The organism is Kitasatospora sp. NPDC086009, from assembly GCF_044540385.1.
GTDB lineage: Bacteria > Actinomycetota > Actinomycetes > Streptomycetales > Streptomycetaceae > Kitasatospora.
In genome coordinates this window covers 24,241-51,129 of sequence record NZ_JBITSA010000031.1, presented here as the reverse complement: position 1 = coordinate 51,129, position 26,889 = coordinate 24,241, and the positions used below count along the sequence as shown (strand labels likewise).

23 protein-coding genes and 1 pseudogene are annotated in these 26,889 nt (G+C 74.3%); 10 read left to right on the top strand and 14 right to left on the bottom strand.

Going from position 1 to position 26,889, the window contains the following annotated elements; all coding sequences use genetic code 11:
- Window positions 1–92: 92 nt before the first annotated feature.
- A pseudogene (locus ACIF6L_RS37225) lies at window positions 93–320 on the bottom strand (FAD binding domain-containing protein); the annotation flags it as partial.
- 44 nt (window positions 321–364) lie between these two features.
- Window positions 365–853, bottom strand: coding sequence for a (2Fe-2S)-binding protein (locus ACIF6L_RS37220; protein ID WP_396491766.1), 489 nt, complete (start codon window positions 851–853; stop codon window positions 365–367).
- Window positions 854–1,183: 330 nt separating this feature from the next.
- On the opposite strand from ACIF6L_RS37220, the gene ACIF6L_RS37215 reads away from it, so the two are divergent.
- Window positions 1,184–2,191: a PHP domain-containing protein gene (locus ACIF6L_RS37215; protein ID WP_396491765.1), complete on the top strand. Its 1,008-nt coding sequence runs from the start codon at window positions 1,184–1,186 to the stop codon at window positions 2,189–2,191.
- Window positions 2,192–2,286: 95 nt separating this feature from the next.
- Here the strand turns inward: ACIF6L_RS37215 and ACIF6L_RS37210 are convergent, their stop codons facing one another.
- On the bottom strand, window positions 2,287–2,676 hold the full coding sequence (locus ACIF6L_RS37210) for an STAS domain-containing protein (protein ID WP_396491764.1): 390 nt from the start codon (window positions 2,674–2,676) through the stop codon (window positions 2,287–2,289).
- 164 nt (window positions 2,677–2,840) lie between these two features.
- On the opposite strand from ACIF6L_RS37210, the gene ACIF6L_RS37205 reads away from it, so the two are divergent.
- Window positions 2,841–3,932, top strand: a complete 1,092-nt coding sequence (locus ACIF6L_RS37205) for a glutamate--cysteine ligase (protein WP_396491763.1) — start codon at window positions 2,841–2,843, stop codon at window positions 3,930–3,932.
- Window positions 3,933–4,008: 76 nt separating this feature from the next.
- Here the strand turns inward: ACIF6L_RS37205 and ddaH are convergent, their stop codons facing one another.
- On the bottom strand, window positions 4,009–4,896 hold the full coding sequence (gene ddaH / locus ACIF6L_RS37200) for a dimethylargininase (RefSeq protein ID WP_396491762.1): 888 nt from the start codon (window positions 4,894–4,896) through the stop codon (window positions 4,009–4,011).
- 355 nt (window positions 4,897–5,251) lie between these two features.
- Between ddaH and ACIF6L_RS37195 the strand changes: the two genes are divergently transcribed.
- Together ACIF6L_RS37195 and ACIF6L_RS37190 are read left to right on the top strand one after the other, a co-directional pair.
- Complete coding sequence (locus ACIF6L_RS37195; RefSeq protein WP_359810071.1) at window positions 5,252–5,419, top strand: hypothetical protein; 168 nt, start codon at window positions 5,252–5,254, stop codon at window positions 5,417–5,419.
- Between the two features lie 205 nt (window positions 5,420–5,624).
- A complete protein-coding gene (locus ACIF6L_RS37190) occupies window positions 5,625–6,620 on the top strand; it encodes an iron-containing redox enzyme family protein (protein WP_396491761.1) in 996 nt (331 codons plus the stop codon).
- 307 nt (window positions 6,621–6,927) lie between these two features.
- Here the strand turns inward: ACIF6L_RS37190 and ACIF6L_RS37185 are convergent, their stop codons facing one another.
- The 4 genes from ACIF6L_RS37185 to ACIF6L_RS37170 form a co-directional block, all read right to left on the bottom strand.
- Window positions 6,928–7,107: a hypothetical protein gene (locus ACIF6L_RS37185; protein ID WP_396491760.1), complete on the bottom strand. Its 180-nt coding sequence runs from the start codon at window positions 7,105–7,107 to the stop codon at window positions 6,928–6,930.
- Window positions 7,108–7,250: 143 nt separating this feature from the next.
- On the bottom strand, window positions 7,251–9,701 hold the full coding sequence (locus ACIF6L_RS37180) for a SpoIIE family protein phosphatase (protein ID WP_396491759.1): 2,451 nt from the start codon (window positions 9,699–9,701) through the stop codon (window positions 7,251–7,253).
- 59 nt (window positions 9,702–9,760) lie between these two features.
- Window positions 9,761–14,056, bottom strand: coding sequence for a HAMP domain-containing protein (locus ACIF6L_RS37175; protein ID WP_359810082.1), 4,296 nt, complete (start codon window positions 14,054–14,056; stop codon window positions 9,761–9,763).
- A 548-nt stretch (window positions 14,057–14,604) separates the two neighbouring features.
- Window positions 14,605–15,564, bottom strand: coding sequence for a SigB/SigF/SigG family RNA polymerase sigma factor (locus ACIF6L_RS37170; protein WP_396491758.1), 960 nt, complete (start codon window positions 15,562–15,564; stop codon window positions 14,605–14,607).
- 207 nt (window positions 15,565–15,771) lie between these two features.
- Here ACIF6L_RS37170 and ACIF6L_RS37165 point away from each other — a divergent pair, with 207 nt between their 5' ends.
- Together ACIF6L_RS37165 and ACIF6L_RS37160 are read left to right on the top strand one after the other, a co-directional pair.
- On the top strand, window positions 15,772–16,170 hold the full coding sequence (locus ACIF6L_RS37165; protein WP_396491757.1) for an STAS domain-containing protein: 399 nt from the start codon (window positions 15,772–15,774) through the stop codon (window positions 16,168–16,170).
- A 168-nt stretch (window positions 16,171–16,338) separates the two neighbouring features.
- The gene (locus tag ACIF6L_RS37160) at window positions 16,339–16,809 is read left to right on the top strand and encodes an ATP-binding protein (protein ID WP_396491756.1); all 471 of its coding nucleotides are present in this window, start codon (window positions 16,339–16,341) and stop codon (window positions 16,807–16,809) included.
- A gap of 74 nt (window positions 16,810–16,883) precedes the next feature.
- Here ACIF6L_RS37160 and ACIF6L_RS37155 read toward each other — a convergent pair whose 3' ends face one another.
- From ACIF6L_RS37155 to ACIF6L_RS37145, 3 genes are all read right to left on the bottom strand, one after another.
- Window positions 16,884–17,588 carry a metal-dependent hydrolase gene (locus tag ACIF6L_RS37155; RefSeq protein WP_396491755.1) on the bottom strand — a complete coding sequence of 235 codons (705 nt, stop codon included), beginning with the start codon at window positions 17,586–17,588 and terminating at the stop codon, window positions 16,884–16,886.
- A 514-nt stretch (window positions 17,589–18,102) separates the two neighbouring features.
- A complete protein-coding gene (locus tag ACIF6L_RS37150; protein ID WP_359838099.1) occupies window positions 18,103–18,576 on the bottom strand; it encodes an SRPBCC family protein in 474 nt (157 codons plus the stop codon).
- A 124-nt stretch (window positions 18,577–18,700) separates the two neighbouring features.
- Complete coding sequence (locus ACIF6L_RS37145; protein ID WP_359810100.1) at window positions 18,701–20,338, bottom strand: NAD(P)/FAD-dependent oxidoreductase; 1,638 nt, start codon at window positions 20,336–20,338, stop codon at window positions 18,701–18,703.
- Window positions 20,339–20,592: 254 nt separating this feature from the next.
- Between ACIF6L_RS37145 and ACIF6L_RS37140 the strand changes: the two genes are divergently transcribed.
- From ACIF6L_RS37140 to ACIF6L_RS37130, 3 genes are read left to right on the top strand one after another with little or no spacing between them, the layout of a single operon-like run.
- Complete coding sequence (locus ACIF6L_RS37140) at window positions 20,593–21,354, top strand: hypothetical protein (protein WP_359838102.1); 762 nt, start codon at window positions 20,593–20,595, stop codon at window positions 21,352–21,354.
- Between the two features lie 2 nt (window positions 21,355–21,356).
- Entirely contained in the window at window positions 21,357–21,854 is a 498-nt protein-coding gene (locus ACIF6L_RS37135; RefSeq protein WP_396491754.1) for a phage holin family protein, read from the top strand.
- On the top strand, window positions 21,830–22,498 hold the full coding sequence (locus ACIF6L_RS37130) for a DUF3618 domain-containing protein (protein ID WP_396491753.1): 669 nt from the start codon (window positions 21,830–21,832) through the stop codon (window positions 22,496–22,498). Before ACIF6L_RS37135 ends, ACIF6L_RS37130 begins: the two co-directional genes overlap by 25 nt.
- A 132-nt stretch (window positions 22,499–22,630) precedes the next feature.
- Here the strand turns inward: ACIF6L_RS37130 and ACIF6L_RS37125 are convergent, their stop codons facing one another.
- Entirely contained in the window at window positions 22,631–24,928 is a 2,298-nt protein-coding gene (locus tag ACIF6L_RS37125) for a catalase (RefSeq protein WP_396491752.1), read from the bottom strand.
- Between the two features lie 393 nt (window positions 24,929–25,321).
- On the opposite strand from ACIF6L_RS37125, the gene ACIF6L_RS37120 reads away from it, so the two are divergent.
- Window positions 25,322–25,813, top strand: coding sequence for a CinA family protein (locus ACIF6L_RS37120; protein ID WP_359838107.1), 492 nt, complete (start codon window positions 25,322–25,324; stop codon window positions 25,811–25,813).
- A 38-nt stretch (window positions 25,814–25,851) separates the two neighbouring features.
- On the opposite strand, the gene ACIF6L_RS37115 is transcribed toward ACIF6L_RS37120, so the two are convergent.
- Together ACIF6L_RS37115 and ACIF6L_RS37110 are read right to left on the bottom strand one after the other, a co-directional pair.
- Window positions 25,852–26,145: a CDGSH iron-sulfur domain-containing protein gene (locus tag ACIF6L_RS37115; protein WP_396491751.1), complete on the bottom strand. Its 294-nt coding sequence runs from the start codon at window positions 26,143–26,145 to the stop codon at window positions 25,852–25,854.
- Complete coding sequence (locus tag ACIF6L_RS37110) at window positions 26,129–26,773, bottom strand: HemK2/MTQ2 family protein methyltransferase (RefSeq protein WP_359838109.1); 645 nt, start codon at window positions 26,771–26,773, stop codon at window positions 26,129–26,131. The genes ACIF6L_RS37115 and ACIF6L_RS37110 overlap by 17 nt, the downstream gene beginning before the upstream one ends.
- Window positions 26,774–26,889: the final 116 nt, after the last annotated feature.

Sequence of the window (26,889 nt, the reverse complement as noted above, 5' to 3'; positions counted from 1 at the left end):
CGGCTTCGTGCATGGCTGCCTCCAATCAGATGGACGTGCCACACATCCAACCGCTGCAAGGGCGACCCGGCGAACCTATGCGGTCACAGCACTAGGTCGCTGTTGCGCACGGTCGCGCCGATCAGCAGACCCCCGTCCGGGGTCTCCTCGATCCGGTCGAGCGGGAGGCGGGCGATGTCCACCAGCAGCGCCGGCCGCTCGAACCCGAGCTTCGTCAGGTCCACCAGGTTGGTCCCGCCGGCCAGGGCGCGCGCGTCCGGTCGCCCGGCCAGCAGGGCGGCGGCGGTGTCCTGGGGGCGGGTGTAGCCGAGGGGCTTCATGCCGGCGCCTCCCCGTCGACGGCCGGCTCGGCCCGCAGCTTGGCCTAAGCCCGCAGCACGGCCCGGACGATGCCCGGGGAGGCGCCACAGCGGCAGATGTTGCCGCTCAGCTGTTCGCGCACGGTCGCCTCGTCGACGGGGAGCGGATCGTCGGCGGTCTCCGCCAGGAGGCCGGCCGCCGAGCAGAGCTGGCCCGCCGTGCAGAAGCCGCACTGGAACGCGTCCTGGTCGACGAACGCGCGCTGGAGCGGGTGCGGCCCGTCCGGACCGGCCAGACCCTCCACGGTGGTGACGGCGGCGCCGTCCTGGGCGACGGCCGGCAGCCGGCAGCTGTTGACCCGCCGTCCATCCTGCAGCACGGTGCGGGCGCCGCACTGGCCGTGGTCGCAGCTCTGTTTCGCGCCGGTCAGTCCGAGCCGCTCGCGGAGCACGTCGAGGAGCGTGGCCCGGTGGTCGACCACGAGCGTGTGTGCCCGGCCGTTCGCGGTCAGGGTGATCTCGCTGCCGGTCGGCAGCGTATGGGTGGGGTCCATGGGCCACGCATTCCAACGGGTGTCCGGGAGGACACCTGTGGATCCTCCCGACCACCGCTTCGCGCACATTCCGTCCCCCTTCGGGGGCATCCGGCACCCGCGGGCACCCGTCTCCCGTCGGCACCCGGTGGTGGCCGGGGGCCCTGGTCCGCCGTCCGGTGTCCGCACGGCCTGGGGACCGTGTCGGGGCCCCCGTCCCGGGTAGGCGCCGTGCGGTGCTCCCGCCGGCGAGGAGAGGGCCGTGCCCGGCGCGGCGGGATCCCGGACACCCGGGGGCGCGCCGAGATCCGGGCCGGGTGGCGCCGGCCCGAGGAGAGGACCCGTGGTGCCATGGACCCGACCGAAGCACTCCGGCGGATCGCCTTCCTGCTCGAATGGCGCGGCGCCTCCCCTTACCGGGTCCGGGCCTTCCACACGGCGGCCGACGCGGTCGGAGCACTGCCCGTCGGCCCGGTCGACGCGGCGGTGGCGGGCCGGTTGCGCGGCGTCGGCCCGGTGACCGCGGAGGTGATCGCCCAGGCTTCGGCGGGCGGGACACCCGCCTACCTCGCGCGGCTGGAGTCGGACGTCGGCCCGGCCGCCCGGTCCGGCTGGGAGCTGGTGACCGCGAGCGCCGGGGACTGCCACATGCACTCCGACTGGTCCGACGGCGGCAGCCCGATCGAGGAGATGGCGGATGCCGCCCGCGCGCTGGGGCACCGCTGGGCCGTGCTCACCGACCACTCGCCCAGGCTCACCGTCGCGCACGGCCTCGGCCCGGAGCGGCTGCGGCTCCAACTGGAAGCGGTGGCGGCCGTCGACAGCCGCCCGGGGGCGCTGCGGCTGCTCTCCGGGATCGAGTGCGACATCCTGGACGACGGCTCGCTGGACCAGACGGAGGAACTGCTCGGCCGCCTCGACGTGGTCGTGGCGTCGGTGCACTCGAAGCTGCGCGCCGAACCGGGCCCGATGACCGCCCGGATGGTGGCGGCGGTGGTCAACCCCTACACCGACGTGCTCGGGCACTGCACCGGTCGGATCGTCACCGGCCGGGGCCGGCCGCAGTCGCGTTTCGACGCCGCTGCCGTCTTCCGGGCCTGCGCCGAGGCCGGCACGGCGGTGGAGATCAACTGCCGGCCCGAGCGGCGGGACCCGCCCGACGACCTGCTGCTGCTGGCGGCAGAGGCGGGCTGCCTGTTCGCCGTGGACACCGACGCCCACGCGCCGGAGCAGTTGCACTGGCAGAGTTCCGGCTACGCGCGCGCCGCACGCATCGGCCTGGGGCGGGACCGGCTGGTGACGACCTGGCCGCGCGAGCGGCTGCTGGAGTGGACCGGCCGGTCCCGCGCCCGGGCCTGAGAGCCCTGACCGGCCGAGCGGGTCGGACGACCGTCACCGGCCTGCCGGGGGCGTGCCTGCCGTCGCCGCGGGCCGCGGCCGGAGGGGCCGGCTGCTCACCCCGCGCCGCTGCGCGTCCGCGCCGGGCGGATGTCCGCCGCCCTCGCGTGGACGGCGAACACCGTCGCCGTCCCGGTCGTGTCCAGGACCCGCCACACCCTCGGCCGTACTCCGGCCAGGCGCAGTGACGTACCCGCACGCTCGGCCTCCGACCGCAGGAGCAGGAGGGCGTTGAGCCCGGTGGAGTCGCAGAAGCCCACGCCCCGCAGATCGACCGCGAGTACCTCGGGTGGCGGGGTCGCGGCCAGCCGTTGTCGCAGTGCGCCCTGGAGCGTCCCGGCGGTCTGGATGTCCAGTGCGCCGTTCACGGTGCACACGACCACGCCGTCGCGTTCCTCGGAGCACGAGACCGCGAGCAGTCCTCCCGTGGAAGCCCTTCCGGTCATGGGGAACACCTCCAGCCGCGACGTCTACCCTTGCGGGCCCATCCGAACCGCGGCCGCCGCCCGCCGGCTGCGCCCCGCCGGCCCGGCCGGCGGGGAGCAGCCGGGGCGCAGGGGGTGCCACGGTCACCAGGAGTGGACGCCGGAGCGGCGGGTATGCGCGAGACATGATCACCCTTGGAGTGGAGGAGGAGTACCTCCTGCTCGACCGTTCGGCCGGCACCCCCGTCGCACGTGCCGCACAGGTGCGCCGGGCGGCCGACCTGCAGCCCGCGATGGACCACGGCGAGGTGCAACGCGAGCTGCTGCAGGCGCAGTTGGAGGTAGCGACGCCCGTCTGCCGGGAACTCGACGAGATCGGCGGGCACCTCGTCCGGATGCGGCACGCGCTGGGCGAGGCGGCGCGCCAGGACGGTTGCCTCCTCGCGGCCTGCGCGAGTGCGCCGTTCACCGACCGGCTGCCCGTGCCGGTGACCGACACCGCCCGTTACCGGGCCATCCACAGCGACGCTCGGCGCCTCACCGACGAGCAGCTCATCTGCGGCATGCACATCCACCTGGGCATCCCCGACCGGGCCACCGGCGTCGCGCTGCAGAACCGACTGCGGCCGTGGCTTCCCCTGCTGGTCGCGCTGGCCGCGAACTCGCCGCTGTCCCAGGGCACCGACACCGGCTTCGCCAGTTGGCGCACGGTGGTCTTCAACCGCTGGCCCGTCAGCGGTCTGCCGCCGTTCATCGACGGCCCCGAGGAGTACGACCGGCGGATCCGGGCCCTCGTGGAGGACCGGTTGATCCCGGACACCGGCCAGATCTACTGGCACATCAGGCTCTCGGAGCGCTACCCGACCGTCGAGATCCGCGCCATGGACGTCCAGCTGCGCCCGGACGAGGCGGTGATGCTCGCCGGTACCGTCCGTGCCCTCGCCACCCGGCTGCTCGGCGAGGAGATACCCGGCCCGCCGGCCGCCGCGTTCCGGCCCGAGACCCTGGACGCGGCCCTGTGGCGCGGCGCCCGCCACGGCTGCGCCGATGAGGTCTTCGACCCGCTCCACGGCGGGCTGCGGGCGTTCGGCGACGCGGTCGCCGCGCTGGTGGAGTTCACCGCCCCCGCGATGGGGGACGACGGCAGGCACATCACCCCGGTGCTGGAGCGGGTCCTGCGCGAGGGCAACGGAGCGGTCCGCCAGCTCGGCGAACTGCGCCGCGCCGGCCGCGAGGGTCTGGTCCGCATGATCGCCGACCAGACCACGGGGGCCTGAGCCCCCGGCCGGGCCGCGTCCGGCCCGCGCGGGGCCGCCGCCTCACAGGGCGTGTTCGGCCGCAGCGGGGGAGACCTCAGGCGGCCTCCCGGGTGTCCTCGGCCACCTCGGCGTCCCGGCGCAGCCGGACGGGCTCGCCCTCGGCGCAACCGTGCAGGTCGAGCGTGCAGCACTTGGCGGCGCCGCCGGCCTTGAGGAACTCGCTCATCTCGACGCCGATCGGCTGGAACCCCCGCTCCTCCAACTGCGCGGCCAGCCGGACGGCGGACGGGGGCAGGACGACGTGGCGGCCGTCGGAGACGGCGTTGAGGGCGAAGGCCTCCGCCTCGGCGCGTTCGGCGAGCAGGGCGTCCGGGAACAGGGCCTCCAGCGTGGCGCGGGCCGCCGGGTCGAAGGCGCCGGGGTAGTACATGGCCTCGGTCTCCCCGAGTACGGCCAGCGCGGTGTCCAGGTGGTAGAAGCGGGGGTCGGTCAGGGTCAGTGTCACCACGGGGAGTCCCAGGAGGGCCTGGACCTCGGCGTGGGCGGCCGGTTCCGTACGGAATCCGGTCCCGGCCAGGAGCAGGCCCGCGGCCGGCAGGATGTCGCCCTGGCCCTCGTTGACGTGGCCGGCCGTGGCGACCCGGCGGAAGGTCCGCTCGGTGAACCACTGCCGGTAGGCGTCCGCCTCCGCCGCGCGCTCCGGGTGCCGGAACCTGGAGACCAGCACGCGCTGGTCGACGACGCTCGCCGCGTTCGCCGCGAAGACCATGTCCGGCAGACCCGGGCGCGGCTCCACCAGGCTCACGCTGTGCCCCAGTTCGCGGTACAGGCTCACCAGGCGTTCCCACTGACGGACCGCCCGGGCCGAGTCGACCGGCCGGGCGGGATCCATCCAGGGGTTGATCGCGTAGTCGACGGCGAAGTACGTCGGCCGGCACATCAGGTAGTGGCGCTTCCGTGCGGTTCGCAGAGCTGGTGACATCGACGCCCCCTGTGGTCGTGGCGACGCGCCGGGTTCGGCGCCCGTCCCCGAGGGCCGCTGAGTCGGCCGCTCGGGCGTGTGCCCGAGCGGGCCCGGGCCGAAACGGCGCGTGCGGGCGCCGCTTGGGAGCGGCCGCGACTGGGCAGCCGCCAGGGTGCCGGTCCCGCGAACATCGACGCCGCTCACATCGACGCCGCTCACATCGACGCCGCTCACACCGAGGCCAGTCACACCGGCCCCGGTCACAGCGGTACGGTGCCGTCCGAGCGCGGGCCGCCGCCCGGGCGGTCGGGAGCGGTGGACCCCGGACGGCCCCCGGGCGGTGCTCGGGCAATCGACGGAAGGCGGTCGGACCATGGTCTGGGTTCTGTTGCTGGTGATCGCGGCGATCGTGCTCGGACTGATCGGCGCGGTCGCCGAAGGTCTGGCGTATCTGCTGGTCATCGGCGTCGTGGTGTTCCTCGTGGCACTCGCGGTGGCCGCGTTCCGGGTCCGGCGAGCCGGTCGGCGGCCGATGCGCTGACCCGGTCCGGCGGGGCCGGGCCGGCTGCTCTCTCCGACGGACCGCAGGTTAGTCCGGGCGGATGCCGGGCAGCCGCTCGGACGGACAGGGACGTCCGACGACAGGAGACGGGCATGATGCGACAGCGGGGCCGGACGGCGTTCACCGGGACCGAGGAGCGCCGGGCAGCCCGGCCGGGGGCCCCGGACGGCCTTCGGAGCGGGCGGTGAACGCCCTGCCCGAGGCCCGGGGCCCGCTCTCCGGCGCCGTACTCGAAGCCGTCGCGGCCGGCCCGCCGGGCTCCGGCCGGCCGGTCGTCGCACCGGGGCCGCCCTCGGACCCGTGGGGGGAGGACCACCAGCTCGCCCTCCACCTCTGCTACGACCTGCACGACCGCGGTCTGGCGGGCGTGGACCCCGACTGGGAGTGGGATCCCGCCCTGCTGGCGTTCCGGCGGGAGCTCGAAGTGCCGTTCCTCGCCGCCGTCCGGGAGCAGGCGAAGCCGGCGGAGCGGGTCGGCGACGCCCTGGAACAGCTGCTGACCGAGCCCGTCGACGGCTCCGGGCCGTCGCACTACCTGCTCGCCGAGGGCGAGCGCTGGCAGGCCCGGGAGTACCTGGTGCACCGCTCGGTCTACCACCTCAAGGAGGCCGACCCGCAGCTGTGGATGATCCCCCGGGTGCACGGTCCGGCGCAGGCGGCCCTGATGGCGGTCGCGTTCGACGAGTACGGCGCGGGCCGGCCGGACCGCGCCCACGCCCTGCTCTTCGCCCGGATGATGGCGGACCTGGGCCTCGACCCCGGCTACGGGCACTACCTGGACCGCGTTCCGGCCCCCGCGCTGGCGGTGGTCAACCTGATGACCCTGTTCGGCCTGCACCGGTCCCTGCGGGGCGCGGCGGTCGGCCTGTTCGCCGTCGTCGAGGTCACCTCCTCGCCGGGTTCCGCCCGGCTGGCGGCCGCCCTGGAACGGCTGGGCGCGGGTCCGGACGGCACGCTGTTCTACCGCGAGCACATCGAGGCGGACGCCGTTCACGAACAGCTGATGCGGCGCGGTGTCATCGGAGAGCTGCTCGCGAGCGAGGCGGAGCTGGAGCCCGACATCGCGTTCGGCATCGCGGCGGCCGAGGTGGTGGACGACCGGTTCGCCGCCCACCTGCTGGAGCACTGGAAGGCCGGCCGCAGTTCGCTGCGCTCACCCCTGCCGGACGGGCCCGCCTGAGCCCGGCCCGACCCGACCGGGCGGCTCCCTGACGGACCGGAGGGTCGGGGCGCCGTCGCCGACCAGCCCGACCGCCGCCCACGCACGCCGGACGCTCGGCCGGGACAACCCCGGCCGAGCGTCTCTGCGCGCTGCTCGCGGCCTTGGACCACCGGTCAGGTGGTGCGACGACCGCTGGAAACCGCCCGAAACGGCCCGGCCGCCCGCTCGGCCGGCCCGAGCCGCCCGCCCGAAACGGCCTGGCCGCCCGCTCGGCCGGCCCGAGCCGCCCGGCGTCGGGAGGACCCGGCGCCGGGCGGCTCCGGCGTCAGGGCGCCCGGACGTCCGCCGCGGGAGCCTCCGGCTCGTCGTCGTCCTCCTCCGAGCTCTCGGCCTTGGCCCGCACGTCCGCCGGGGTGGGGGCCGTGACGGACCTCTCCTCCGCGGAGCGGTCCCGTACCTGCTCACCGTCCCGTACCTGTACCTGCTCGTCGTCCGGGGTGCTCATGGCGTGCTCCTCTCGCTGCGCCGCTTCCCCCGCCGGGGGAGCGGGGCGCCAGGCGCGTCCCCGCTCCCTCTGTCCCGCACGGAGCCGGGGTCGCGTAGGCACCCGGCCGGCGGACTCCGCGAAGCTCCGCGGGGCCCGACGGCTCAGCGGACCGAGATCCCGATCAGACAGGTGTCGTCGTCGGTGTCGGAGCTGCTGTACCGCAGGAGGTGGTCGAGCCGGCGGTCGAGCTCCGCGACGCCGTCCGCGTCCCCGGCGGTGCTCAGCAGGTCGGCGAGCGACTGCTCCAGGGAGCGGTCCCGGCGCTCGATCAGGCCGTCGGTGTACATCATCAGGGTGTCCCCGGCCTCCAGCCGGATCTCCCCCTCGTCGTAGTCGGCCTGGTCGATCGCACCGAGCAGGATGCCGGCGACGGTGGGCAGCTCGGTCGCGCGGCCGTCCCGCACCAGGATGGGCGGGAGGTGACCCGCCCTGGCCCACCGAAGGGCCCGGGTCCGCGGATCGTAGAGGGCGCAGACGGTGGTCGCGGTGACGTTGTCGGTGAGGTGGTGGGTCACGGTGTTCAGCCAGCCCAGGAGCTGGCCAGGGCCGGCACCGGTGGCGGCCAGCCCGCGCAGGGCGTTGCGCAGCGCGACCATCCCGGTCGCCGCTTCGATGCCGTGTCCGGCGACGTCGCCCACGCACAGCAGCACCTGGCCGGTGGGCAGGGCGAGGGCGTCGTACCAGTCGCCGCCGACCAGGTGGTCCTTCTCGGCGGGCCGGTAGCGCACCGCCACGCGCAGGTCGTGCAGGTCCAACGGGCCGCGGCTGGGCGGCATGATGGCGTGCTGCAGCTGCAGGGCCAGCCGGTTGCGTTCGGCGGCCTGCTGTTCGGTGTGGGCGAGCTGGTCGCGGGTGGCGGCGAGGGCGACCTCGGTCCAGTGCTGGGCGGAGACGTCCTGGTAGGCGCCGCGGACGGCGACGATGCGGGCGTCGGCGTCGAGGACGGGCTCGGCGACCACCCGGATGTGCCGGGCGATCCCGTCGGCGCGCTGGAGGCGGAAGGCCGTCGAGGCGGGCCGCTGGTGGTGTAGCAGGGTGCGCAGGAACCGGCCGATGGCATGCCCGTCGTCGGGGTGCGCATGGGTCGGCAACTGCTCCAGCGGGACGGGTTCGGCGTGCGGGGGGAGGCCGTGGAGGTCGAACAGGGTCTCGTTCCAGGCGATCTCGCCGGTGTGCAGGTTCTCCTCGAAGCCGCCGATGCGCCCGAGGCGCTGGGCGTGCTGGAGCAGGTTGGCGACCCGGGCGGTACCGTCCTCGGTCCGCCACACGACGACCGCGTAGGCCCCGTGGCGGCTGATGCTCACCCGGGCCCGGGTGGTCAGCCGGACGCCGTCCACCAGCGCGGACAGGATCATCCCGGGCGAGCGGAAGGACTCGCCGGTCGCGAGGACGTGTTCGATCATCTCGAAGAGGCCGCCCGGCTCGGCGGCCAGCGGGTAGGCCTCCAGCAGCCGGGCGCCGAGGATGGCGCTGCGCGGCCGCCCGGCGAAGTCCTCGAAGCTCGGGTTGAGGTGCTTGATCAGGTAGTCGGTGGCCCGGCCGGACGCGTCGACGTCCGGGTGCATGATCAGGCAGGGGTCGTTCAGGCCGTGGACCAGTTCCAGCAGGTCGGTGGTCTCCGGGTCGGCGCCGCCGTTGGTGTCGACGACGGCCGGGCGGGACTCCAGGGCGGTGGCGCACAGTTCCGCCAGGGCCTCGAACTGCCGTTGCAGCGACTGGGACTGCGGAGGCAGGCCGCCGCTCCAGCAGACCTCCAGGACGCCAGTGATCCGGCCGCCCGCGCCCGCCGGTACCGCCAGCCGTCCGCCGCCGAACTCCCGCTGCCCGATCGAGGGGAGGCCCGTGGCGGCCAGCGACTGGTAGGTCGCGGTGGCCCGCTCGGTCAGCGCGCGGCGCGCGGGGACGGGCACCCCGGGCGGGACATGGCGCCAGCGCCTCGCCTCCTCCTCCGCGAAACCGGCACTGCCGGCCAGCGTCAGGGACTGGTCGGAGTTGGCCGCCCAGATCGCCACCGCCTGCGCCCCGAGCGGCCGCAGCGCGTGTTCGAGGGCGGACTGCGCGACGGCCTGGACGTCGTCGGCCCCGAGCATGCCGGTCTCCGCGCTGCGCAGCCGAACGCCCACCGACGGCTCGCCGGTGGAGGCCAGGAACTCGCGGGCGAGGTCCGCGATCCGGTCGTGCGAGGCCTGGTTGACCAGGTCGGCCGCCAGCTCCAGGACGGACACGTTGGACTGGCCCGCCAGGTCTTCGAGCTGCCGGAGGGCGTCCGCGGGGCCGTAGCCCAGGCGCTCGACCAGGATCCCCTTGGCGAGCTCGATCAAGGCCCGGCCGTCCGCCTCGGCCCGCGCCAGGGTGAGTTCGCGGCGCAGGCGTTCGACGGTGGTGGTCAGCCGGCCGATGACACCGGAGTCGGCCGGCTTGTCCGGAGGCCGGCCGACCGGCGACCGCTGGGCGACGACGGACTGGGCGGGCATCCGGTTCGTCAGGTCGCCGTGGTGCGGCGCGGGGTTGGGGCGGTCGTCTGCGTCCCGAGGCGGTTGGCGGTCGCGCATCGGTATCTCCTCGGGTTGCACGGTGTCGGGTCGAGTGGCCTGGTCCGATGGGGGTCGCGCTACGGCCTCAGCCACCGCTCGATGCAGGTGATCAGGTCGCGCGCGTCGACCGGCTTGGTGACGTAGTCGCTGGCACCGGAGGCGAGACTCTTCTCCCGGTCACCCATCATCGCCTTCGCGGTGACGGCGATGATCGGCAGATCGGTGTACGCGGGCATGGCGCGGATCGCGGTGGTGGCGGCGTAGCCGTCCATCTCCGGCATCATGACGTCCATCAGGATCAGGTCGACACCGGCGTTGCGGGTGAGGGTGTCGATCGCGGCGCGGCCGTTCTCGGCCTGCAGCACCCGCATGCCGTGCAGTTCCAGGATCCCGGTCAGCGCGTACAGGTTGCGGTCGTCGTCGTCGACCACCAGGACGGTCCGTCCGGCGAGCGAGCCGTCGACGTCCTGGGCGAGCGGGGTGGCCGGGTCCTCGGCACGGACCAGCGGCAGCACGTCGCCGGGCTGCTCCGCGCTCAGGTGCAGGGCGATGCGCTCGCGCAACTCGTCCAGGCTGGAGAGGAGTTCGAGCGGCTGCACGGTGGCGCGCTGTTGCAGGAGCCGCTCCTGCTCGGCCCCCAGGCGCCGGTTGTTGTGCGCCAGGACGGGCACGCTGTGCAGCGCGGCGTCCCGTGCCATCTCCTCCAGGAAGTCCAGCGCCGCGCCGTTCGGCAGGTCCAGTTCGAGGACCACGCAGTGGCACGGCGTCGCGGCGAGGGTCTCCGCCGCCTCCTGGGCCCCTACCGTGGTGATGACCTCGACCGCCCCGCGCGGTCCACCGAGGTCGGCGTGCCCGGTCAGGTCGGCGACGGCGCTCTCCGCGACGAGGGAGAGCAGGCCGCGCTGCCGCTCCTCGATGACCAGCAGCCGCTTGGGCTGGGCGACCTCCGGCGTGCCCGGCTGCCCGGCCTGCTCGTCCTGGCCCGGCCGGGCCGACTCGGCCGGGCCGGGCTCCAGGGCCTCCCGCGGGGCCTGGCCGCTCAGTTCGACGAACTCCGCCCTGGCCGCGGGCAGGTAGAGCGAGAAGGTGCTGCCCTGACCCGGGGTGCTCTGCGCGGTGATGGCGCCGCCGAGGAGGAAGGCGATCTCCCGGCTGATGGACAGGCCCAGGCCGGTACCGCCGTACTTGCGGCTGGTGGTGCCGTCGGCCTGCTGGAACGCGCCGAAGACGCTCTCCAGGTGCTGGGGGTCGATCCCGATGCCGGTGTCCACGACGTGGAAGGCGACCACCGGACCGTCGTCGCGGCGGGCGACCTCGGGCAGCTGCGCGCCGTCCGCGAGCTCGATGCGCAGGTCGACGCTGCCCCGCTCGGTGAACTTCACCGCGTTGGACAGCAGGTTGCGCAGGACCTGCCGCAGCCGGTAGTCGTCGGTGAGCAGTTCGGCGGGTACTCCGGCGGCGGTGGTGACCTGGAAGGCCAGGCTCTTCTGGCTGGTCAGCGGCCGGAACGTGGCCTCGACGTAGTCGAGCAGCTGGCGCAGCGGGATGCGCTCCGGGGAGACGTCCATCTTCCCGGCCTCGACCTTCGAGAGGTCGAGGATGTCGTTGATGAGCTGCAGCAGGTCGGAGCCGGCGGAGTGGATGATCCCGGCGTACTCGACCTGCTTGGCCGTCAGGTTGCGGGTCGGGTTCTGGGCGAGCAGCTGAGCGAGGATCAGCAGGCTGTTGAGCGGCGTGCGCAGCTCGTGGCTCATGTTGGCCAGGAACTCCGACTTGTAGGTGGAGGCCAGCGACAGCTGGTGTGCGCGGTCCTCCAGCTCCTGGCGGGCCTGCTCGATCTCCAGGTTCTTGGTCTCGATGTCCCGGTTCTGGGCGGCGAGCAGGGCGGCCTTGTCCTCCAGCTCGGCGTTGGAGGACTGCAGCTCCTCCTGGCGGGCCTGCAACTCCGCGGATCGGACCTGCAGTTCGGAGGTGAGGCGCTGGGACTCGCCGAGCAGCTCGTCCGTCCTGGCGTTGGCGACGATGGTGTTCACGTTGACGCCGATGGTCTCCATCAGCTGTTCCAGGAAGGCCTGGTGCACCGGGGTGAAGTCCTGGAGCGCGGCGAGCTCGATGACGCCGAGCACCTGCTCCTCGACGACGATCGGCAGCACGATCAGCGAGGTCGGCTCGGCCCGGCCCAGGCCCGAGGAGACGCTCACGTAGCCGGCCGGCAGCCGGTCGACGGCGATCGTGCGCCGGCTGCGGGCGGCCTGGCCGACGAAGGACTCGCCGAGCCTGAACCGGGTGGGGCTCGCGCCGGCGGGGAAGGCGTAGGACCCGATCAGGTTGAGGAAGGTGGCGCCGCCGGTGTCCTCGGCCAGGTAGAAGGCGCCGTACTGGGCGGCGACGAGCGGGGTGATCTCGTCCATGATCAGCTCGGCGACGACGGGCAGGTCGCGCCGGCCCTGCATCAGGGCGGAGATCCGGGCGAGGTTGGACTTGAGCCAGTCCTGCTCCTCGTTGGCCCGGGTGGTCTCACGCAGGGACTCCACCATGAAGTTGATGTTGTCCTTGAGGTCGGCGACCTCGCCGGAGGCGTCCACGGTGATCGAGCGGGTCAGGTCGCCCTCGGCGACCGCGCTGGTGACCTCGGCGATCGCGCGGACCTGGCGGGTGAGGTTGCCGGCCAGCTCGTTGACGTTCTCGGTGAGCCGCTTCCAGGTCCCGGAGACGCCCTCGACCTCGGCCTGACCGCCGAGCCGGCCCTCGCTGCCGACCTCGCGGGCCACCCGGGTGACCTCCGCGGCGAAGGCACTCAGCTGGTCGACCATGGTGTTGATGGTGGTCTTGAGCTCCAGGATCTCGCCCCGCGCGTCCACGTCGATCTTGCGGGTGAGGTCGCCCTTGGCGACGGCGGTGGTGACCTGGGCGATGTTGCGGACCTGGCTGGTGAGGTTGTGCGCCATGAAGTTGACGTTGTCGGTGAGGTCCTTCCAGGTGCCGGCCACGTTCGGGACCCGGGCCTGGCCGCCCAGGGTGCCCTCGGTGCCGACCTCGCGGGCCACCCGGGTCACCTCGTCCGCGAACGCGGAGAGCGTGTCGACCATGGTGTTGATGACGCCGGCCAGCGCGGCGACCTCGCCCTTGGCCTCGACGGTGATCTTCTGCGAGAGGTCGCCCTTGGCGACGGCGGTGGCCACCTGGGCGATCGAGCGGACCTGGCCGGTGAGGTTGGAGGCCATCACGTTGACGTTGTCGGTGAGGTCCTTCCAGGTGCCGGAGGCACCGCGGACGGTGGCCTGGCCGCCGAGGTTGCCCTCGGTGCCGACCTCGCGGGCCACCCGGGTCACCTCGTCCGCGAAGGCGCTCAGCTGGTCGACCATCGTGTTGATGGTCTCCTTCAGCTCCAGGATCTCGCCGCGCGCGTCCACCCGGATCTTCTGGGAGAGGTCGCCCTGGGCGACGGCGGTGGTCACCTCGGCGATGGAGCGGACCTGGGCGGTGAGGTTGTCGGCCATGACGTTGACCGACTCGGTGAGGTCCCGCCAGGTGCCGGAGACGTCCCGGACGTCGGCCTGGCCGCCCAGGCGTCCCTCGGTGCCGACCTCGCGGGCCACCCGGGTCACCTCGCCGGCGAAGGCGCTCAGCTGGTCGACCATCGTGTTGATGGTCTCCTTCAGCTCCAGGATCTCGCCGCGCGCGTCGACGTTGATCTTCTGGGACAGGTCGCCCTTGGCGACGGCGGTGGCCACCTGGGCGATGGAGCGGACCTGGGCGGTGAGGTTGCCGGCCATGAAGTTGACCGAGTCGGTGAGGTCGCGCCAGGTGCCGGAGACACCCTTGACGTCGGCCTGGCCGCCGAGCCGGCCGTCGGTGCCGACCTCGCGGGCCACCCGGGTCACCTCGCCGGCGAAGGCGGACAGCTGGTCGACCATCGTGTTGACGGTGTTCTTGAGTTCGAGGATCTCGCCGCGGGCGTCGACGGTGATGGTCTGGGACAGGTCGCCCTTGGCGACGGCGGTGGCCACCTGGGCGATGTCGCGGACCTGGGTGGTGAGGTTGCCGGCCATCGCGTTGACGGAGTCGGTCAGGTCCTTCCACGTCCCCGACACGCCGGGCACCTTGGCCTGGCCGCCGAGCCGGCCGTCGGTGCCGACCTCGCGGGCGACCCTGGTCACCTCGGAGGTGAACAGGGAGAGCTGGTCGACCATGCCGTTGAACACGGTGGCGATCTCGCCCAGCAGCCCGTCGGCATCGTCGGGCAGCCGGGTGCCGAAGTCGCCGTCGCGTACGGCGGTCAGCCCGGCCAGCAGCCGCCGCAGGTCCGGTTCGCCGACCTGCGCGGTGTCGCTCGTCGTGCGCTGTGCCTGGGACTTCGTCGTGCCCGCCATCGGGACGTCGCTTCCTCGTCAGGTGCCGGGCCGAAGGCCCGCCACAGTCACCGCCCGCTCCGGCCTCGGACCCGGCCGAGGGCCGGGCCACACGGCCGCGCAAGGCACCAGTCCGTACCGTCAGGGACGGTACTCCACCTGTTCCGCCAGGGTGAACTCCCCCGTCGGCCCGGGGCCGTGACCCCGCTCACGTCGGGCCGCACGCCCCCACGGGGTGCGTCCGCCCTGGCCCGCGGGCCAGGGCGGACGCACCCGGCACCCCCGCAAGGCCGTGCGGCCCGTCGGCGCCGGCCGGAGGGCGACCCCGCGCCGCGGTGGCGCGTCGCCCCGGCCGACCTGTCGCCGCCTTCTCCCGCGACGCCGGGCCCGCTCCGGAAGCACCGGGGCGGGTGCCGGTGATCCTGATCACCCGCTTCGCCGCCGGTGCGACCGACGCCGCCCGCTCCCGCCGCCGCACGGTCGGGAACACCCCGGGACCCCCGAGAGGGGCGCCCGACGGCTCGTCGGGCGCCCCTCCCATGCCGTCCGCGACGGCTCGGGAGCATCGCTCAGGTGTCGGCCAGGAGTTCGGCGCGCAGGCCGGCCAGGATGCGGTTGAGCAGCCGGGAGACGTGCATCTGCGAGATGCCGAGCCGGCGGCCGATCTCGCCCTGGGTCAGCTCGGCGCCGAAGCGCAGGGAGAGGATGGTGCGGTCGCGCTCCGGCAGGGCGGCGATCGCCGGCTTGAGGGTCTCCAGGCAGAGCATGAGCTCGTAGGCGCCCTCCTCCTGCGCGACCCGGTCCGCCAGCGGGTCGCCGCCGTCCGCCCCGTCCGCCCCGAGGGCCGGGGCGTCGAGGGAGCTCGCGCTCTGCGCCTGGGAGGCGATCAGGCCCTCGCGCACCTCGTCCTCGGTCAGGTCCAGCTCGGCGGCCAGCTCGGCGGGCGCGGGGACGCGGTCCAGCAACTGCTCCATCGCGTCGCTGGTCTTGGCCAGTGTCAGCCGCAGCTCCTGCAGACGGCGGGGGACGTGCACCATCCAGCCGGTGTCGCGGAAGAAGCGCTTGATCTCGCCCCGGATGGTCGGCAGCGCGAACGTGGAGAACTCGACCTCGAACGACGGGTCGAAGCGGTTGACGGCCTTGATCAGACCGATCGTGCCGACCTGGACGATGTCCTCGATCGGCTCCTTGCGGTGGGTGAACCGGTTCGCCGCGAACTTCACCAGCGCCATGTTCAGTTCGATCAGGGTGCCGCGTACGTAGGAGTACTCAGCGCTGCCCTCCTCCGCCGCGCGCAGGCGGACGAACAGGGCCTTCGACAGCTCGCGCGCATCGGCGGGGCACACCTCGGCCAATCGGTCCGCCTCGATCCCCAGCCGCGCGGCCACCCGGACGAGGTCGGCCGAGGACGTCACCGCGTCGCCGCCGGCCACCGGTGCGGTCGCGGCGGTCGAAGAACTGCTGGTGCGGGCACTGGTCGAAGGGCGGGACACGACGGTCGGCATGCCCTCTCCTCTGCTGGGGGTCATTTGATCGGGTACGACGCGGCTCACGTGCCCAGCCTCACCCGGATCAGGCCTCTCCTTGCGGAAAGGCCCCACTATATTCACATTGCCCGCACATTCGGGTGGTGCTGCTCGACTGTCCCGCCCGGAGGGCGTACCTTGCGGTCGGATGCCGCCGTACCGTCGTACGGGCAGACACGGCCCCACTCGACAGAAGGAGGACGGAGAGCGATGCCCCACGGCGTCCCCGAGCCGGAACCGGCCCCCCAGCAGCCCGGCGAGGACTCGCACACCGTGCGCCTCAGGGCCGATCTGCGAACCGAGGACGGTGCGGTGGTCGTCTCGCCGGTCGGCGAGCTGGACTACGACAGCGTGGCGCTCCTGCGCGCGCAGCTCCACGAGGCGATCGGACAGGCCCGGGAGCGGGTCGTCGTCGACTGCCACGGCTTGTCGTTCTGCGACTCCACCGGCCTCAACCTGCTGCTCAACACCCGCGCCGAAGCGGAACGCGCGCACCTCACCCTCGTCCTGGCCGGCCTGCAGTCCTCGGTCGCCCGAGTGTTCGAGCTCACCGGGGCGCAGACCGTGTTCGACATCCGCGCGGACCTCGGTTCGGCTCTCGCCCGATGACGCCGGGTACACCCGGGCGCCGGAGGGCGGCCCGTGGACCGTGCGGCAGCCGTCGGGGGGCGGCGGGGCCCGGTGCACGTCACCGGTGTCTCCTGCGAACCGGCGGGCACACGAGGAAGCAAAGGCCGGTTGCCACCCGGTCCCGGTCGGTCGTCGGAGTGAGGACAGATGAGTGCCAGTGAGTACCGGACGGCGAGCCGGTCGGTGATGCCAGGGATGCCTCCCACCGGTCAGGTCCGGAGGCTGACCCTGGACGGTGCGGCAGGTGCGGTCGGACGCTGTCGCGACCGGACACGGGCCGCGCTGGAGGACTGGGGATGGCTGCCCACCACCGATCCGGACCAGCAGGCCCGGGCCGACGACGTCCTCCTCATCGTCTCCGAGCTCGCCACCAACGCCTGCCAGCACGCCGGCGGGCCGGACCAGCTCGTCCTGTCCGCGAGTGCCGGCACCCTCCGGATCGAGGTGCTGGACGGCTCCGACGAACCGCCGCGGCCCCGGCTGCCGCACGAGCCGACCCGCATCGGCGGGCACGGCCTGCACACCGTCGAGCTGCTGGCCAGCCGGTGGGGGCACCTCCTGCGGGCCGACCGCCCCGGCAAGGCGGTCTGGGTCGAGATCGACCTCCCGCAGGGCTGAGCGGCGTCGGTCGGCGCCGCCGGCCCCGCCGGGGGCGCGCCGTCGTCCGGGCGGGTGGCGGGGTGCCGCCCGGCTCAGCTGATCGGCAGGGTTCCGGGGAAGACCGTGCACCAGAGCAGGACGAAGGTCGCGATCGTCATGAGGGGGGCGAGGAACCTCGTCTCGACGCCGTTTCCGGTGCGCTTGATCAGCGGTATCTCGTAACGCCGTCCGTACGGCCAGAACAGCGGGACGCCCCGCCTGGTCAGGAAGTCACCGAGCAGGTGTGCCAGGACGCCCAGGGTCACCGCGCACGGCAGCCAGTACCGGGCGTTCGGCAGCCAGGAGTCCAGGCCGGCCGCTCCGAGGGCGGCCAGGCCGGTGGGCAGTGCCCAGGTCGCCGGGCCGTTGCCGGGCGGGTGCAGGTGCAGGGCCCGCAGGGCCAGCGCCAGCAGGCAGAAGGTCAGGCCCAGGACGAAGCCGCGGCCCAGATGGGCGATACCGGCCCAGGTACCGGCGCCGGCGAGGGCCGCGAACAGCAGCGAGTGGGTCGCGTGGCGATGGCCCCCGCTGACCCGGCCCAGCACGCGGCAGAGCACCCCGGACACCGGCCCGAGGAAGTGGGCGAGCGTGCTGTCGTGGTGGTCCAGGTCGGGCAGGAGGGCGGCGCCGGCGCACAGGACGGTGCCCATCAGGAGGTCGGCGGGCCCGAACCCGGGTCCGACCAGTTCGACGGGGAGATGGCTCGACGCCGCCGCGAACAGCAGCCCGCCGCTCACCGCGTGCGAATGTCCCATCATGGCGCGCCCCCACCTTCGTCGCTCTTCTCGACCGCCGCTCCCCTCGACGGACCGCGCGACCGGCCGGACCCGCGCCCGACGGCGCGTCGACTACCCGCGATCTTCGTGTCGAAGCGCCCCCGGGCCGCGGGTGACGTCCGGTGCGGACCCCTCAGTCCGTACCGTCTCCGGTACCGACGACGACGGGAACGGCACGTACGCCGCCGCTCCGGGCGCCGGTGCGCCCGCTCCGACGGTCCCCGGGAAGCCGGCCCCGCCCGGCTCTCCACGGGTCGTCACCCGCGCCCGTGATCCCTGCCGCCGGTAGCGGGGATCGCGGTGCGACCGGTCCGGCCGGTGGCGCGGCCCGTGGGCGGCGGCCCGGTCGGCGCGGCGCGGAACTGCACTGGCAGGTATGACGGATGGCATCTCCGGCATCCCGGCCCTCGCCGCGATCCGGCAGCCCGCGCCGGGTGTCGTCGACCGTGTCCCGTCCTGATCGTCGCGGTCCGGTTCCGGCCGGGCCGGCGCGTGCTCACCCCGGGTGGTGGTTCGGCGCCGCCCCGGCGGTCTGCTGGTGCTCCCGGACCGCCACGCGGGCCAGGTTGCCCAGCAGCCGGCGGTTGCGCAGGTGCAGCAGCAGCTCGCTGGGCGGCCCCTGGAGCCGGCTTCCCGGGCCGGTGAGGGGGTGTTCGTCGAGGAATACCAGGGTGTTGGCGCCCCACGGGACGAGGGTGAACGCGATGCGGGCGGCACCGAAGGGTTCGGCCTTCGCCTCGAGTTCCAGGCGGGTGCCGGGTTCGCAGATCCGTACCACGCAACGGTCGTCCAGGGTGAGCGGCCCGATACCGGCCCGGAAGTGCAGCAGGGTGCCGACGGCCGGCCAGTCGGCGTCGGCGTGCTCGATGTCCCGGGTCCCGACCACCCACTCGGCGTAGTTGCGGCCGTCGGACAGGACGCTCCAGACCGCTTCCGGTGGGCATTCGATGAACTGCTGGCGCCGTGCCATGCGACTCCTCCTTCGTTCGTCCCGGACCTGCCGGGCTCCGCGCTGTCGTTGCTCCCGCGATGCCGGGCGTCCGGCGCCCCGCCAACGCCGGTCCGGCGGGGCGGAGCACCCGGCAGGGAGAACCTCACTCGTGCTGTCCGCGGCGGCCCGACAGCAGCCGCTGGGCCGCGGCCAGACCAGGTGCCAGCACGCGACCGGCCAGCAGCCGGTGCGAGCGCAGCGCCGCGCGGGCGGCGTTGGCCCCGCAGGCCCCGTGGACACCACCGCCCGGGTGGGCGGACGACGAGGCCAGGTAGAGCCCTGCCACGGGCGTCTCGGGGCGCCCGGTGCCCGGTACCGGGCGGAAGACCAACTGCTGGTGCGGCGCGGTGGTGCCGCCGTTGATCGCGCCGCCGACCAGGCTGGGATCGCGCTCCTCCAGGAGGGGCGGGGTGAGCACGCGCCGGGCGACGATACGGTCCCTGAAGCCCGGGGCGAACCGTTCCACCTGGTCCTCGATCCGCTCCGCCATCGCCTCGGTCTCGCGGGTGTCCCAGCGGCCGGTGATGCCGGCGTCCCCCAGGTCGTCCCTGATCACCTGGGGGACGTGGGTGTAGGCCCAGGCGGACTCGGTGCCGGCGGGGGACCTGCCGGGATCGGTGGTCGTCATCTGCCCCAGGAGCGCGAACGGGCGGCGCGGCAGCCGCCCCGTGCTCAACTGCAGCGCGTAGTCGCTCAACTCGTCGAGGTCGGCGCCCAGGTGCACCGTCCCGGCCGCGGCCGCCTCGGGCGCGGTCCAGGGGATGGGGCCGTCGAGGGCCCAGTCGACCTTGACCGTGGAGAAGTCCCACTGGAAGCGCCGGAGATCCGCGCGCGTCCGGGGCGGCAGGTGCTCCCACCCCACCAGGGCGCCGTACAGGGTCGGCGCCGGAACGTCCGCGAGGACGGCACGGCGGGCCCGGTGGGACTGGCCGTCGGCGGTGCGCACGCCCAGCGCGCGGCCCCCGCGCACCACCACCTCCACCACCCGGGCGTCGCAGTGCACGCTTCCGCCCGACGCCTCGAGCCGCCGCACCAGCGCCGCCGTGAGCGCGGCCGCGCCGCCCACCGGGGCGGGCCAGCCGACCTGCTGGCCGAGCATCGCCATCAGCCAGCCGAACGCGGCGCTGCCGACGCTCTCGGGCAGCAGGTCGGCGTGCAGGGCGCAGCCGGCGAGGAGGAGACCGGCGCCGGGTTCGGTGAACTCCTCCTGCGCCAGGCGCCGTACCGGGAGGGTCAGGAAGCGCAGGGTCCGGAGCCCGTCCGCGGCCCGCAGCCGGGCGGCCATCGCGACCCCCGCCCTGACCGGGGGGAAGGGGGTGAACAGCGACCTCACGAGGTGCGGGTCGAGGTCCTCCCACAGCTGGGAGAGCCGCTGCCACGCCTCGGCGTCGGCTCCGCCGAAGGCGCTCTCCAGCCCGGCGCAGTTGGCGGTCACCCCGCGGTGCAGGGTGGCGCACCGCCCGTCGGGCAGGGGATGGGCCAGCACGGTGGGCGCGTGGCTCCAGCGCAGGCCGTGGGCGCCCAGGTCGAGCGCGCCGATGGCGGGGGAGGCGGCGGCCAGGGGGTAGAAGGAGCTGAACACGTCGTGGACGTAGCCGGGATGCACGCCCCGGTCGCTGCGGACGGCTCCGCCGGGTTCCGACTGGCTCTCCAGGACTTCCACCTGCCAGCCGGCGTCGGCCAGGATGTTGGCGGCCACCAGCCCGTTGGGGCCGGCGCCGATGACGATGGCGTCAGGCATGACTCTCCTCGTGCCGGTGCCCTCTCCCCGTGCAGCACGCTACCCCGGGCGCGGCCGAACGGCCCGGCGAAGGAGCCGCCGAACGGCCCGGGCACCCACTGTGGTCATCACCGGGTGCGACCGGTGCGCGGTTCACGCCGGTCCGGGCGGCCCGCGCCGGCGCCGCCCGGTCGGGTCGGACGAACGCGGTTACACCTCCCGATGCCGGGCAGGCGCGGCCCAAGGACGATCCGACCGATGCGTGAGGAGGAGCCTTGAACGAGTACACGGGCCCGGTGGGTTCGAACCAGGAAGAGGACGCCACAGTGGCGGGTGCCGCTGTCCGCAGCGTGCGGGACAAGGCCGGCGGTGGTGCACAGGTGGTGGCCGACAACGTGGGCGAGGCCGTGGGTACGGCCAAGGACCAGGCATCGGAGGTGGTCGGCGAGGCGGGTGCGCAGGTGCGTGACCTGCTCGCCGAGGCTCGCGATCAGGTACAGGAACAGGCCCGGGCGCAGACCGGACGACTGGCGGAGAACGTGCGGCGGCTGGCCCACGAGCTGCGGGACATGGCCGACCACGGGAAGCCGGACTCCGCGGCCACCGCCGCGGTGGGCCAACTGGCCGACGGCGGCCACCAGGTGGCCGACCGGCTGGAACGGCGCGGCCCCGACGGCCTGTTGGAGGACGTGCAGGACTTCGCGCGCCGTCGGCCCGGGGTGTTCCTGGCCGGTGCCGCGCTCGCGGGCTTCGCCCTCGGCCGCACGGGCAAGGGCGTCGCGGCGGCCGGGAGCACGTCGGCCCCCGGCGGGGAAGGGCGCGGTGGGCGGGAGTACCCGCCGCCCGTCCCGGTGACACCGCCGAGCCCGGCGGCGCCGCCCGCGCCAGGGTATCCGCCGGCGAGTCCGCTGCCCACCGGCGGCGGCGTCGCGCCGGGCCCGTACGAGGACTACGGCCAGTCCCAGCCGCCCCACGTCACACCCGCCTACGGCCAGGATCCGGCCTTCGGCCGGCGGCCGCCGGCGCAGGGGGTCTAGCGATGGCGATCTCCTATTCCGAACAGGCCGCCAAGGCTCCGGCGGCGGGCCCCGCTCCCACCGGCGGGCCCCCGGGCCCGCCGCCGTACCCGACCGGGGCGACGGCGGCCCCGCCGGCAACCGGGAACCAGTCACTGGGCGATCTGATCAGTGAGATCACCGACGATCTGAGCAGACTGGTGCGCGACGAGATCGACCTCGCGAAGGCGGAGGTCAAGCAGGAGGCGGTGAAGGCGGGGAAGGCCTCCGGGATGCTCGCCGGGGCCGGGTACGCGGGCCACCTGGTGCTCGTGCTCGCCAGCCTGACCCTGGTCTTCGCGCTCGGCAACGCGATGAACCTGGCGTGGGCCGCGCTGATCGTCACCGCCCTGTGGGCGGTGGTGGGCGCCGTGCTCTACCGCACCGGGCGCAAGCGCCTGAAGGACGTACGCCTCACTCCCGAACAGACCCTGGAGACCCTGAAGGAGGACGCGGCATGGGTGCGACACCCGACGAGCTGAGGAGTGAGGTGGAGGCGCGCCGCGCGCACCTCGCACGCAACGTCGACCGGCTGGCCGACAAGGTCGCCCCCGGCCGGGTGGCGCACCGCCAGGCCGAGGCCGCACGGGACAGGATCACCGGAATCAGGGAGCGAGTGATGGGCACCGTCCACGACACCGGATCGTCCGCGCAGCGGGCGGCCGCCGCGACCGGCGAGGGCGTCGAGCATCTCGGCGAAACCGCCAAGGAGACCGCCGCCCAGATCGGCGACGCCGTCCAGCAGACCCCCGCCCAGGTGCGTCGCCGGACCCAGGGCAGTCCTCTGGCCGCCGGCCTGATGGCGTTCGGCGCCGGCCTTCTCGCGGCGGCGCTGCTGCCGACCAGCAAGGTCGAGGAGCAGGGCGGCGCCAAGCTGCGCGAGCACCCGGAGCTGCTGGAGCCGGCGAAGCAGGCCGCCGTCGAAGCCGTCCAGGAGGTGCGCGACGAGCTGCGCGAACCGGCCGGCGACGCGGTGCGGGCGGTCAAGTCCACGGCCCAGGACGCCGCCCAGACCAGCAAGGGGGCCGCCCAGGACGCCGGGCAGCGCACGGCGCACGACCTGAAGGCCGCCGGGCAGGAGGCGGCGGACGAGATCCGCCACCAGGGACAGGGCGGCCAGGGCTGACGTTCCCCTGGCCAAGCTCTTCGGGGCGTACCTGCGGATACGCCCCGAAGAGGGTCCGACCGCCGTTCTGGAACAAGCCCGCAACGCCCCGCCACCGGTCCCGGTGGCGGGGCGTTGCGTCACCGCGGCGGGTCAGCGCGTCGCGGCCTCGGCCGGGGGAGGGAAGCGGTCCCAGACCCGGTGGGCGGCGAGCAGGCCGCTGATCTCGCGCAGCACGTTCTCCCCGTCGTCGCCGAGGACGACCCCCGGCCCGGCGGCGGGGACGGCCGCCGCGGCCAGGGCCTGCTCGGCGGTGCCCCAGCCGCCGATGGCCTTGGCGTGGCGCCACGCCTCGGCCAGCAGGAGGGTGATGCGGGGGTCGACCGGTGCGCCCGGGCCCTGCGGCGCGCCGGCCTTGGCGTCGCGCCCGCCGTCGGCGTCGATCCCGGGCGCGGGCGAGCCGGCGAGCAGGATGGCGTCGAACTCGGTCGAGCGGGCGGTGGCGAAGGTCCGCTGGACGGCGAGGGGCTCCGTGCCGTCGGCGGTGAGCTCGCCTCCCGTCGGAGCGATGACCAGGGGCACCATCCCCGCGGCGAGGACGGCCCGGCGCACGGCCGCGAGAGCGGCGAGGTCCCCGGCGGGATCGGCGACGATGCCGATGACCCGGCCCTGGGTGGGCCACTCCTGGCCGAGCTGGGACAGGGCCGGGCTGGGCGCGGGGTCCGTGACCGGCTCGGAGGGCTGCGGAGCCGGCAGGCCCAGGCCGGCGGCGACCTTGGCGCACAGGTAGCGGTCGATGTTGGCGAGCACCAGCAGGGTGCGCTCCTTGACGGCCTGGTGGTAGCACTTGTTCAGTTCGAAGGTGTAGGCGGCGATGATGTGCTCGCGCTCGGGCGGGCTCATGCTGAGCCAGAAGAGCCGGGCCTGGCTGAAGTGGTCGTCGAAGGTGGCCGGGGCCTCGCGGACCTTGGTGGCGGCGGGTACCGGGGTGGGGTGCTCGATGTAGGCGTGGTCGGCGGCGCCGGCGAAGAACGGGCAGCCCCCGTCGAGGGAGTTGGGCTTGTACGGCGCGACGCCGGTGTGGACGGCGTCCTGGTGGAAGCCGTCGCGGAGCATGTCGTTGACCGGGGCGTGGGTGCGGTTGATCGGGATCTGGGCGAAGTTGGGGCCGCCCAGCCGGGTGATCTGGGTGTCGAGGTAGGAGAACAGGCGCCCGGCCAGCAGCGGATCGTCGGTGACGTCGATACCGGGGACGAGGTGCCCGACATGGAAGGCCACCTGCTCGACTTCCGCGAAGAAGTTCGTCGGGTTGGCGTTGAGCGTCATCAGCCCGATCGGCCGGACGGGTGCCAGCTCCTCCGGGACGATCTTGGTGGGGTCGAGCAGGTCGATGCCCTCGAACATCTGGTCGGGGGTGTCGGGGAAGGTCTGGATGCCGAGTTCCCACTGCGGGAAGGCGCCGGCCTCGATGGCGTCGTAGAGATCACGTCGGTGGAAGTCCGGATCCATGCCGGCGATCAGCTGCGCCTCCTCCCAGACGAGGGAGTGGACGCCGAGCTTGGGCTTCCAGTGGAACTTCACCAGCGTGGTGGCGCCGTCGGCGTCGACGAGGCGGAAGGTGTGGACGCCGAAGCCCTCCATCGTCCGGTAGGAGCGGGGGATGCCCCGGTCGGACATGTTCCAGATGGTGTGGTGGGTGGCCTCGGTGTGCAGGGAGACGAAGTCCCAGAAGGTGTCGTGGGCGCTCTGCGCCTGCGGGATCTCGCGGTCGGGGTGCGGCTTGCCGGCGTGGATGATGTCGGGGAACTTGATGGCGTCCTGGATGAAGAACACCGGGATGTTGTTGCCGACCAGGTCGAAGACGCCCTCGGTGGTGTAGAACTTCGTCGCGAAGCCCCGCGTGTCACGCACCGTGTCCGCCGACCCGCGGGAGCCGAGGACGGTGGAGAACCGGACGAACACCGGCGTCTCCACGCCCTCGGCCAGGAACGCGGCCCTGGTGACCCCGCCGGCGGTGCCGTAGCCCCGGAAGACGCCGTGGGCGGCCGCGCCGCGGGCGTGCACCACCCGCTCCGGGATCCGCTCGTGGTCGAAATGGGTGATCTTCTCCCGCAGGTGGTGGTCCTGCAGCAGCACCGGCCCCCGCGGACCCGCCTTCAGCGAGTGATCCGAATCCGGTAGCCGCGCACCCTGGGCGGTCGTCAGGAACCCGCCGTTCTGCGCCCGCACGTCGTCGGCGGCCCGTCCGCCCCGCCCGGTGGCCGACAGCGGCTCCGGCGCGCGCTGGTCGGGCTTCGGCGGCAGGGGCGCCCGGGGCTCGGTGGGCTCGGCCACGGACGGCGGTTTCGCCCCCGGCGCACCCGGTACTTCCACCGGGGGGCGGGCGTCGCCGTCGGTCAGGGCGTCGACAAGGGCGTCAGCGGCCTTCTTGAGGGGGCCTGGCGTTTCCATCGCGTTCCTCACTGCTGGTGCTGGAGAGATGCCCGCCGGAGAAGTGCCGGCGGAGGCCGGCCCGGCCCGAGGGGCGCGGGTGCAAGGTGGTCGAATGACGTGGCGGGGGCGTGTGTCGCGCCCGGCGCGCCGGGTAGCCGCCCTGACGGCCGGCCGTCAGGGCGGACGGGCGCCGGCGGTCTTCTCCGGCCCTGGGCCCGAGCCTGCTGGCCATCGCCCCCTCACGCATCTCCGCACGGCGACTCGGGTGACCGGCGGTGACCGGACAGCACTCGACGGGCGGACCGGGGCGCGGCCCACCCCACGCGGGTGGCAGCCGCCGCTGCCGGGGTGCGTCCCGACACCGCGACCGCTCGCCCGGTCCCCACCACCCGAGCGCGAAGGAAGGCAGCGATGACCGAAGGCCACGAGGAGCGACAGCGGCTGGCGCGGGAGCTCCACTCCGCGCTCGGCGCCGCGGAGAGCACGGTGTCCGTCGCGGAGTCGCTGACCGGAGGCGCGCTGGCGGTCGCGCTGTCGGAGGCGCCCGGCGCGTCCGGCGTGTTCGAAGGCTCGGTCACCGCCTACGCCACCGAGATCAAGGCGCGGGTGCTGGGGGTCGACCGCGACCTCCTCGCCGCACGCGGGGCGGTGGATCCGGAGGTCGCGCGGCAGATGGCGGAGGGGGTCCGCCGGCTCATGGACACCACGTACGCGATCGCCACCACGGGCGTGGCGGGCCCCGAGCCGCAGGACGGCCGGCCACCCGGGACGGTGTACGTCGCGGTGGCCGGGCCGAAGGAGACCGTCGTGCTCGCCCCGCCCGCCCCCGGTGACCGCACCGCCGTCCAGCGGGCCGCCGTCCTGGCGGCCCTGCGGGCGCTGCGCGACCACCTGCGGCCCTGAACCCGCCGCCCGGGCGGGAGGGCAGGGTCGGGCCGTGGTCAACCGGCCTCGGCCGCGCCCTCCTCGCGCGCCCGGCCTCGCTGGGCGCGCTCCGCGGGCGGCACGGAGCGTCGACGGTGACTGGTGTCGCAGAACGGGTAGCGCTTGCTGCGCCGGCACACGCACAGCGCGACGACCGGGCGCTCGCTCACCCGGACGGTGCCGTCCGGCAGGACGGCCTCGACGGGCCCCTCCACCAGCAGGGGCCCGTTCTCCACGGGCATGGTCAGGCGCCGGGTCTCCCGGAGGTCGGGCAGCCCAGGCGCGCCGGGCAGGTCAGAAAGGTCGGACACCGCGGATCACCGCCAGCTCCTCGTGCCGCACGCCGGGGGCGATCAGCCCCTGTTCCTCGAACCAGTCGGCCCGCGCGGACATCACCGGGCCGAACGCGAGGCGCCGGCGCGCGACCACCCCGGTCCGCAGTCCGGCCCGGGCCAGGGCCCGGCAGCTCGCCTCGACCCCGCAGAGCGAGGAGTGCACCAGCAGCAGGATCCCGCCGGGTGCCAGCACCCGGGGGGCGTCGCGGCAGATCCGGTCGAGGAGCGCGCGTCCGTCGTGCCCGGCGTCCCAGGCCCGCGCCGCCCCGTGGGTGGGCAGCGCGTCGTCGGCCGCCGGTACGTACGGGGGATTGGAGACGATCAGGTCGAACCGGCGTCCGCGCACCGGCTCCACCAGGTCGCCGTGCCGGACACGGATGCGCCGCCCGTTCAGCGCGCCGTTGAGCCACGCCGTGGCCAGCGCCCGGCGGGAGACGTCGATGGCGGTGACGCGGGCGCCCGTACCGGCGGCGGCCAGGGCCACCGCACCCGTGCCGGTCCCGATGTCCAGCACCTCGTCCCCCTCCCGCAGACGCTCGCGGCCCAGACTGGAGATCAGCAGATCGGTGTCTTCCTGCGCCCGGTAGACACCGGGAGGTTTCATCAGCCACATGCCGCGCGTCTGCCCACCCAGGCCCTGCCGACACCTCCGGCCACGGGGTGGTGAGTGGGGTGGAGGGCGCGCGGGACACGCGGATCTGTCGGCCGGGACGCAGCCCC

What these genes read in the sequence shown, in the direction of transcription:
- ACIF6L_RS37220 (WP_396491766.1), bottom strand. Translation starts at nt 853, where the DNA reads ATGGACCCCACCCATACGCTGCCGACCGGCAGCGAGATCACCCTGACC.
- ACIF6L_RS37215 (WP_396491765.1), top strand. Translation starts at nt 1,184, where the DNA reads ATGGACCCGACCGAAGCACTCCGGCGGATCGCCTTCCTGCTCGAATGG.
- ACIF6L_RS37210 (WP_396491764.1), bottom strand. Translation starts at nt 2,676, where the DNA reads ATGACCGGAAGGGCTTCCACGGGAGGACTGCTCGCGGTCTCGTGCTCC.
- ACIF6L_RS37205 (WP_396491763.1), top strand. Translation starts at nt 2,841, where the DNA reads ATGATCACCCTTGGAGTGGAGGAGGAGTACCTCCTGCTCGACCGTTCG.
- ddaH (WP_396491762.1), bottom strand. Translation starts at nt 4,896, where the DNA reads ATGTCACCAGCTCTGCGAACCGCACGGAAGCGCCACTACCTGATGTGC.
- ACIF6L_RS37195 (WP_359810071.1), top strand. Translation starts at nt 5,252, where the DNA reads ATGGTCTGGGTTCTGTTGCTGGTGATCGCGGCGATCGTGCTCGGACTG.
- ACIF6L_RS37185 (WP_396491760.1), bottom strand. Translation starts at nt 7,107, where the DNA reads ATGAGCACCCCGGACGACGAGCAGGTACAGGTACGGGACGGTGAGCAG.
- ACIF6L_RS37180 (WP_396491759.1), bottom strand. Translation starts at nt 9,701, where the DNA reads ATGCGCGACCGCCAACCGCCTCGGGACGCAGACGACCGCCCCAACCCC.
- ACIF6L_RS37175 (WP_359810082.1), bottom strand. Translation starts at nt 14,056, where the DNA reads ATGGCGGGCACGACGAAGTCCCAGGCACAGCGCACGACGAGCGACACC.
- ACIF6L_RS37170 (WP_396491758.1), bottom strand. Translation starts at nt 15,564, where the DNA reads ATGACCCCCAGCAGAGGAGAGGGCATGCCGACCGTCGTGTCCCGCCCT.
- ACIF6L_RS37165 (WP_396491757.1), top strand. Translation starts at nt 15,772, where the DNA reads ATGCCCCACGGCGTCCCCGAGCCGGAACCGGCCCCCCAGCAGCCCGGC.
- ACIF6L_RS37160 (WP_396491756.1), top strand. Translation starts at nt 16,339, where the DNA reads ATGAGTGCCAGTGAGTACCGGACGGCGAGCCGGTCGGTGATGCCAGGG.
- ACIF6L_RS37155 (WP_396491755.1), bottom strand. Translation starts at nt 17,588, where the DNA reads ATGATGGGACATTCGCACGCGGTGAGCGGCGGGCTGCTGTTCGCGGCG.
- ACIF6L_RS37150 (WP_359838099.1), bottom strand. Translation starts at nt 18,576, where the DNA reads ATGGCACGGCGCCAGCAGTTCATCGAATGCCCACCGGAAGCGGTCTGG.
- ACIF6L_RS37145 (WP_359810100.1), bottom strand. Translation starts at nt 20,338, where the DNA reads ATGCCTGACGCCATCGTCATCGGCGCCGGCCCCAACGGGCTGGTGGCC.
- ACIF6L_RS37135 (WP_396491754.1), top strand. Translation starts at nt 21,357, where the DNA reads ATGGCGATCTCCTATTCCGAACAGGCCGCCAAGGCTCCGGCGGCGGGC.
- ACIF6L_RS37130 (WP_396491753.1), top strand. Translation starts at nt 21,830, where the DNA reads ATGGGTGCGACACCCGACGAGCTGAGGAGTGAGGTGGAGGCGCGCCGC.
- ACIF6L_RS37125 (WP_396491752.1), bottom strand. Translation starts at nt 24,928, where the DNA reads ATGGAAACGCCAGGCCCCCTCAAGAAGGCCGCTGACGCCCTTGTCGAC.
- ACIF6L_RS37120 (WP_359838107.1), top strand. Translation starts at nt 25,322, where the DNA reads ATGACCGAAGGCCACGAGGAGCGACAGCGGCTGGCGCGGGAGCTCCAC.
- ACIF6L_RS37110 (WP_359838109.1), bottom strand. Translation starts at nt 26,773, where the DNA reads ATGAAACCTCCCGGTGTCTACCGGGCGCAGGAAGACACCGATCTGCTG.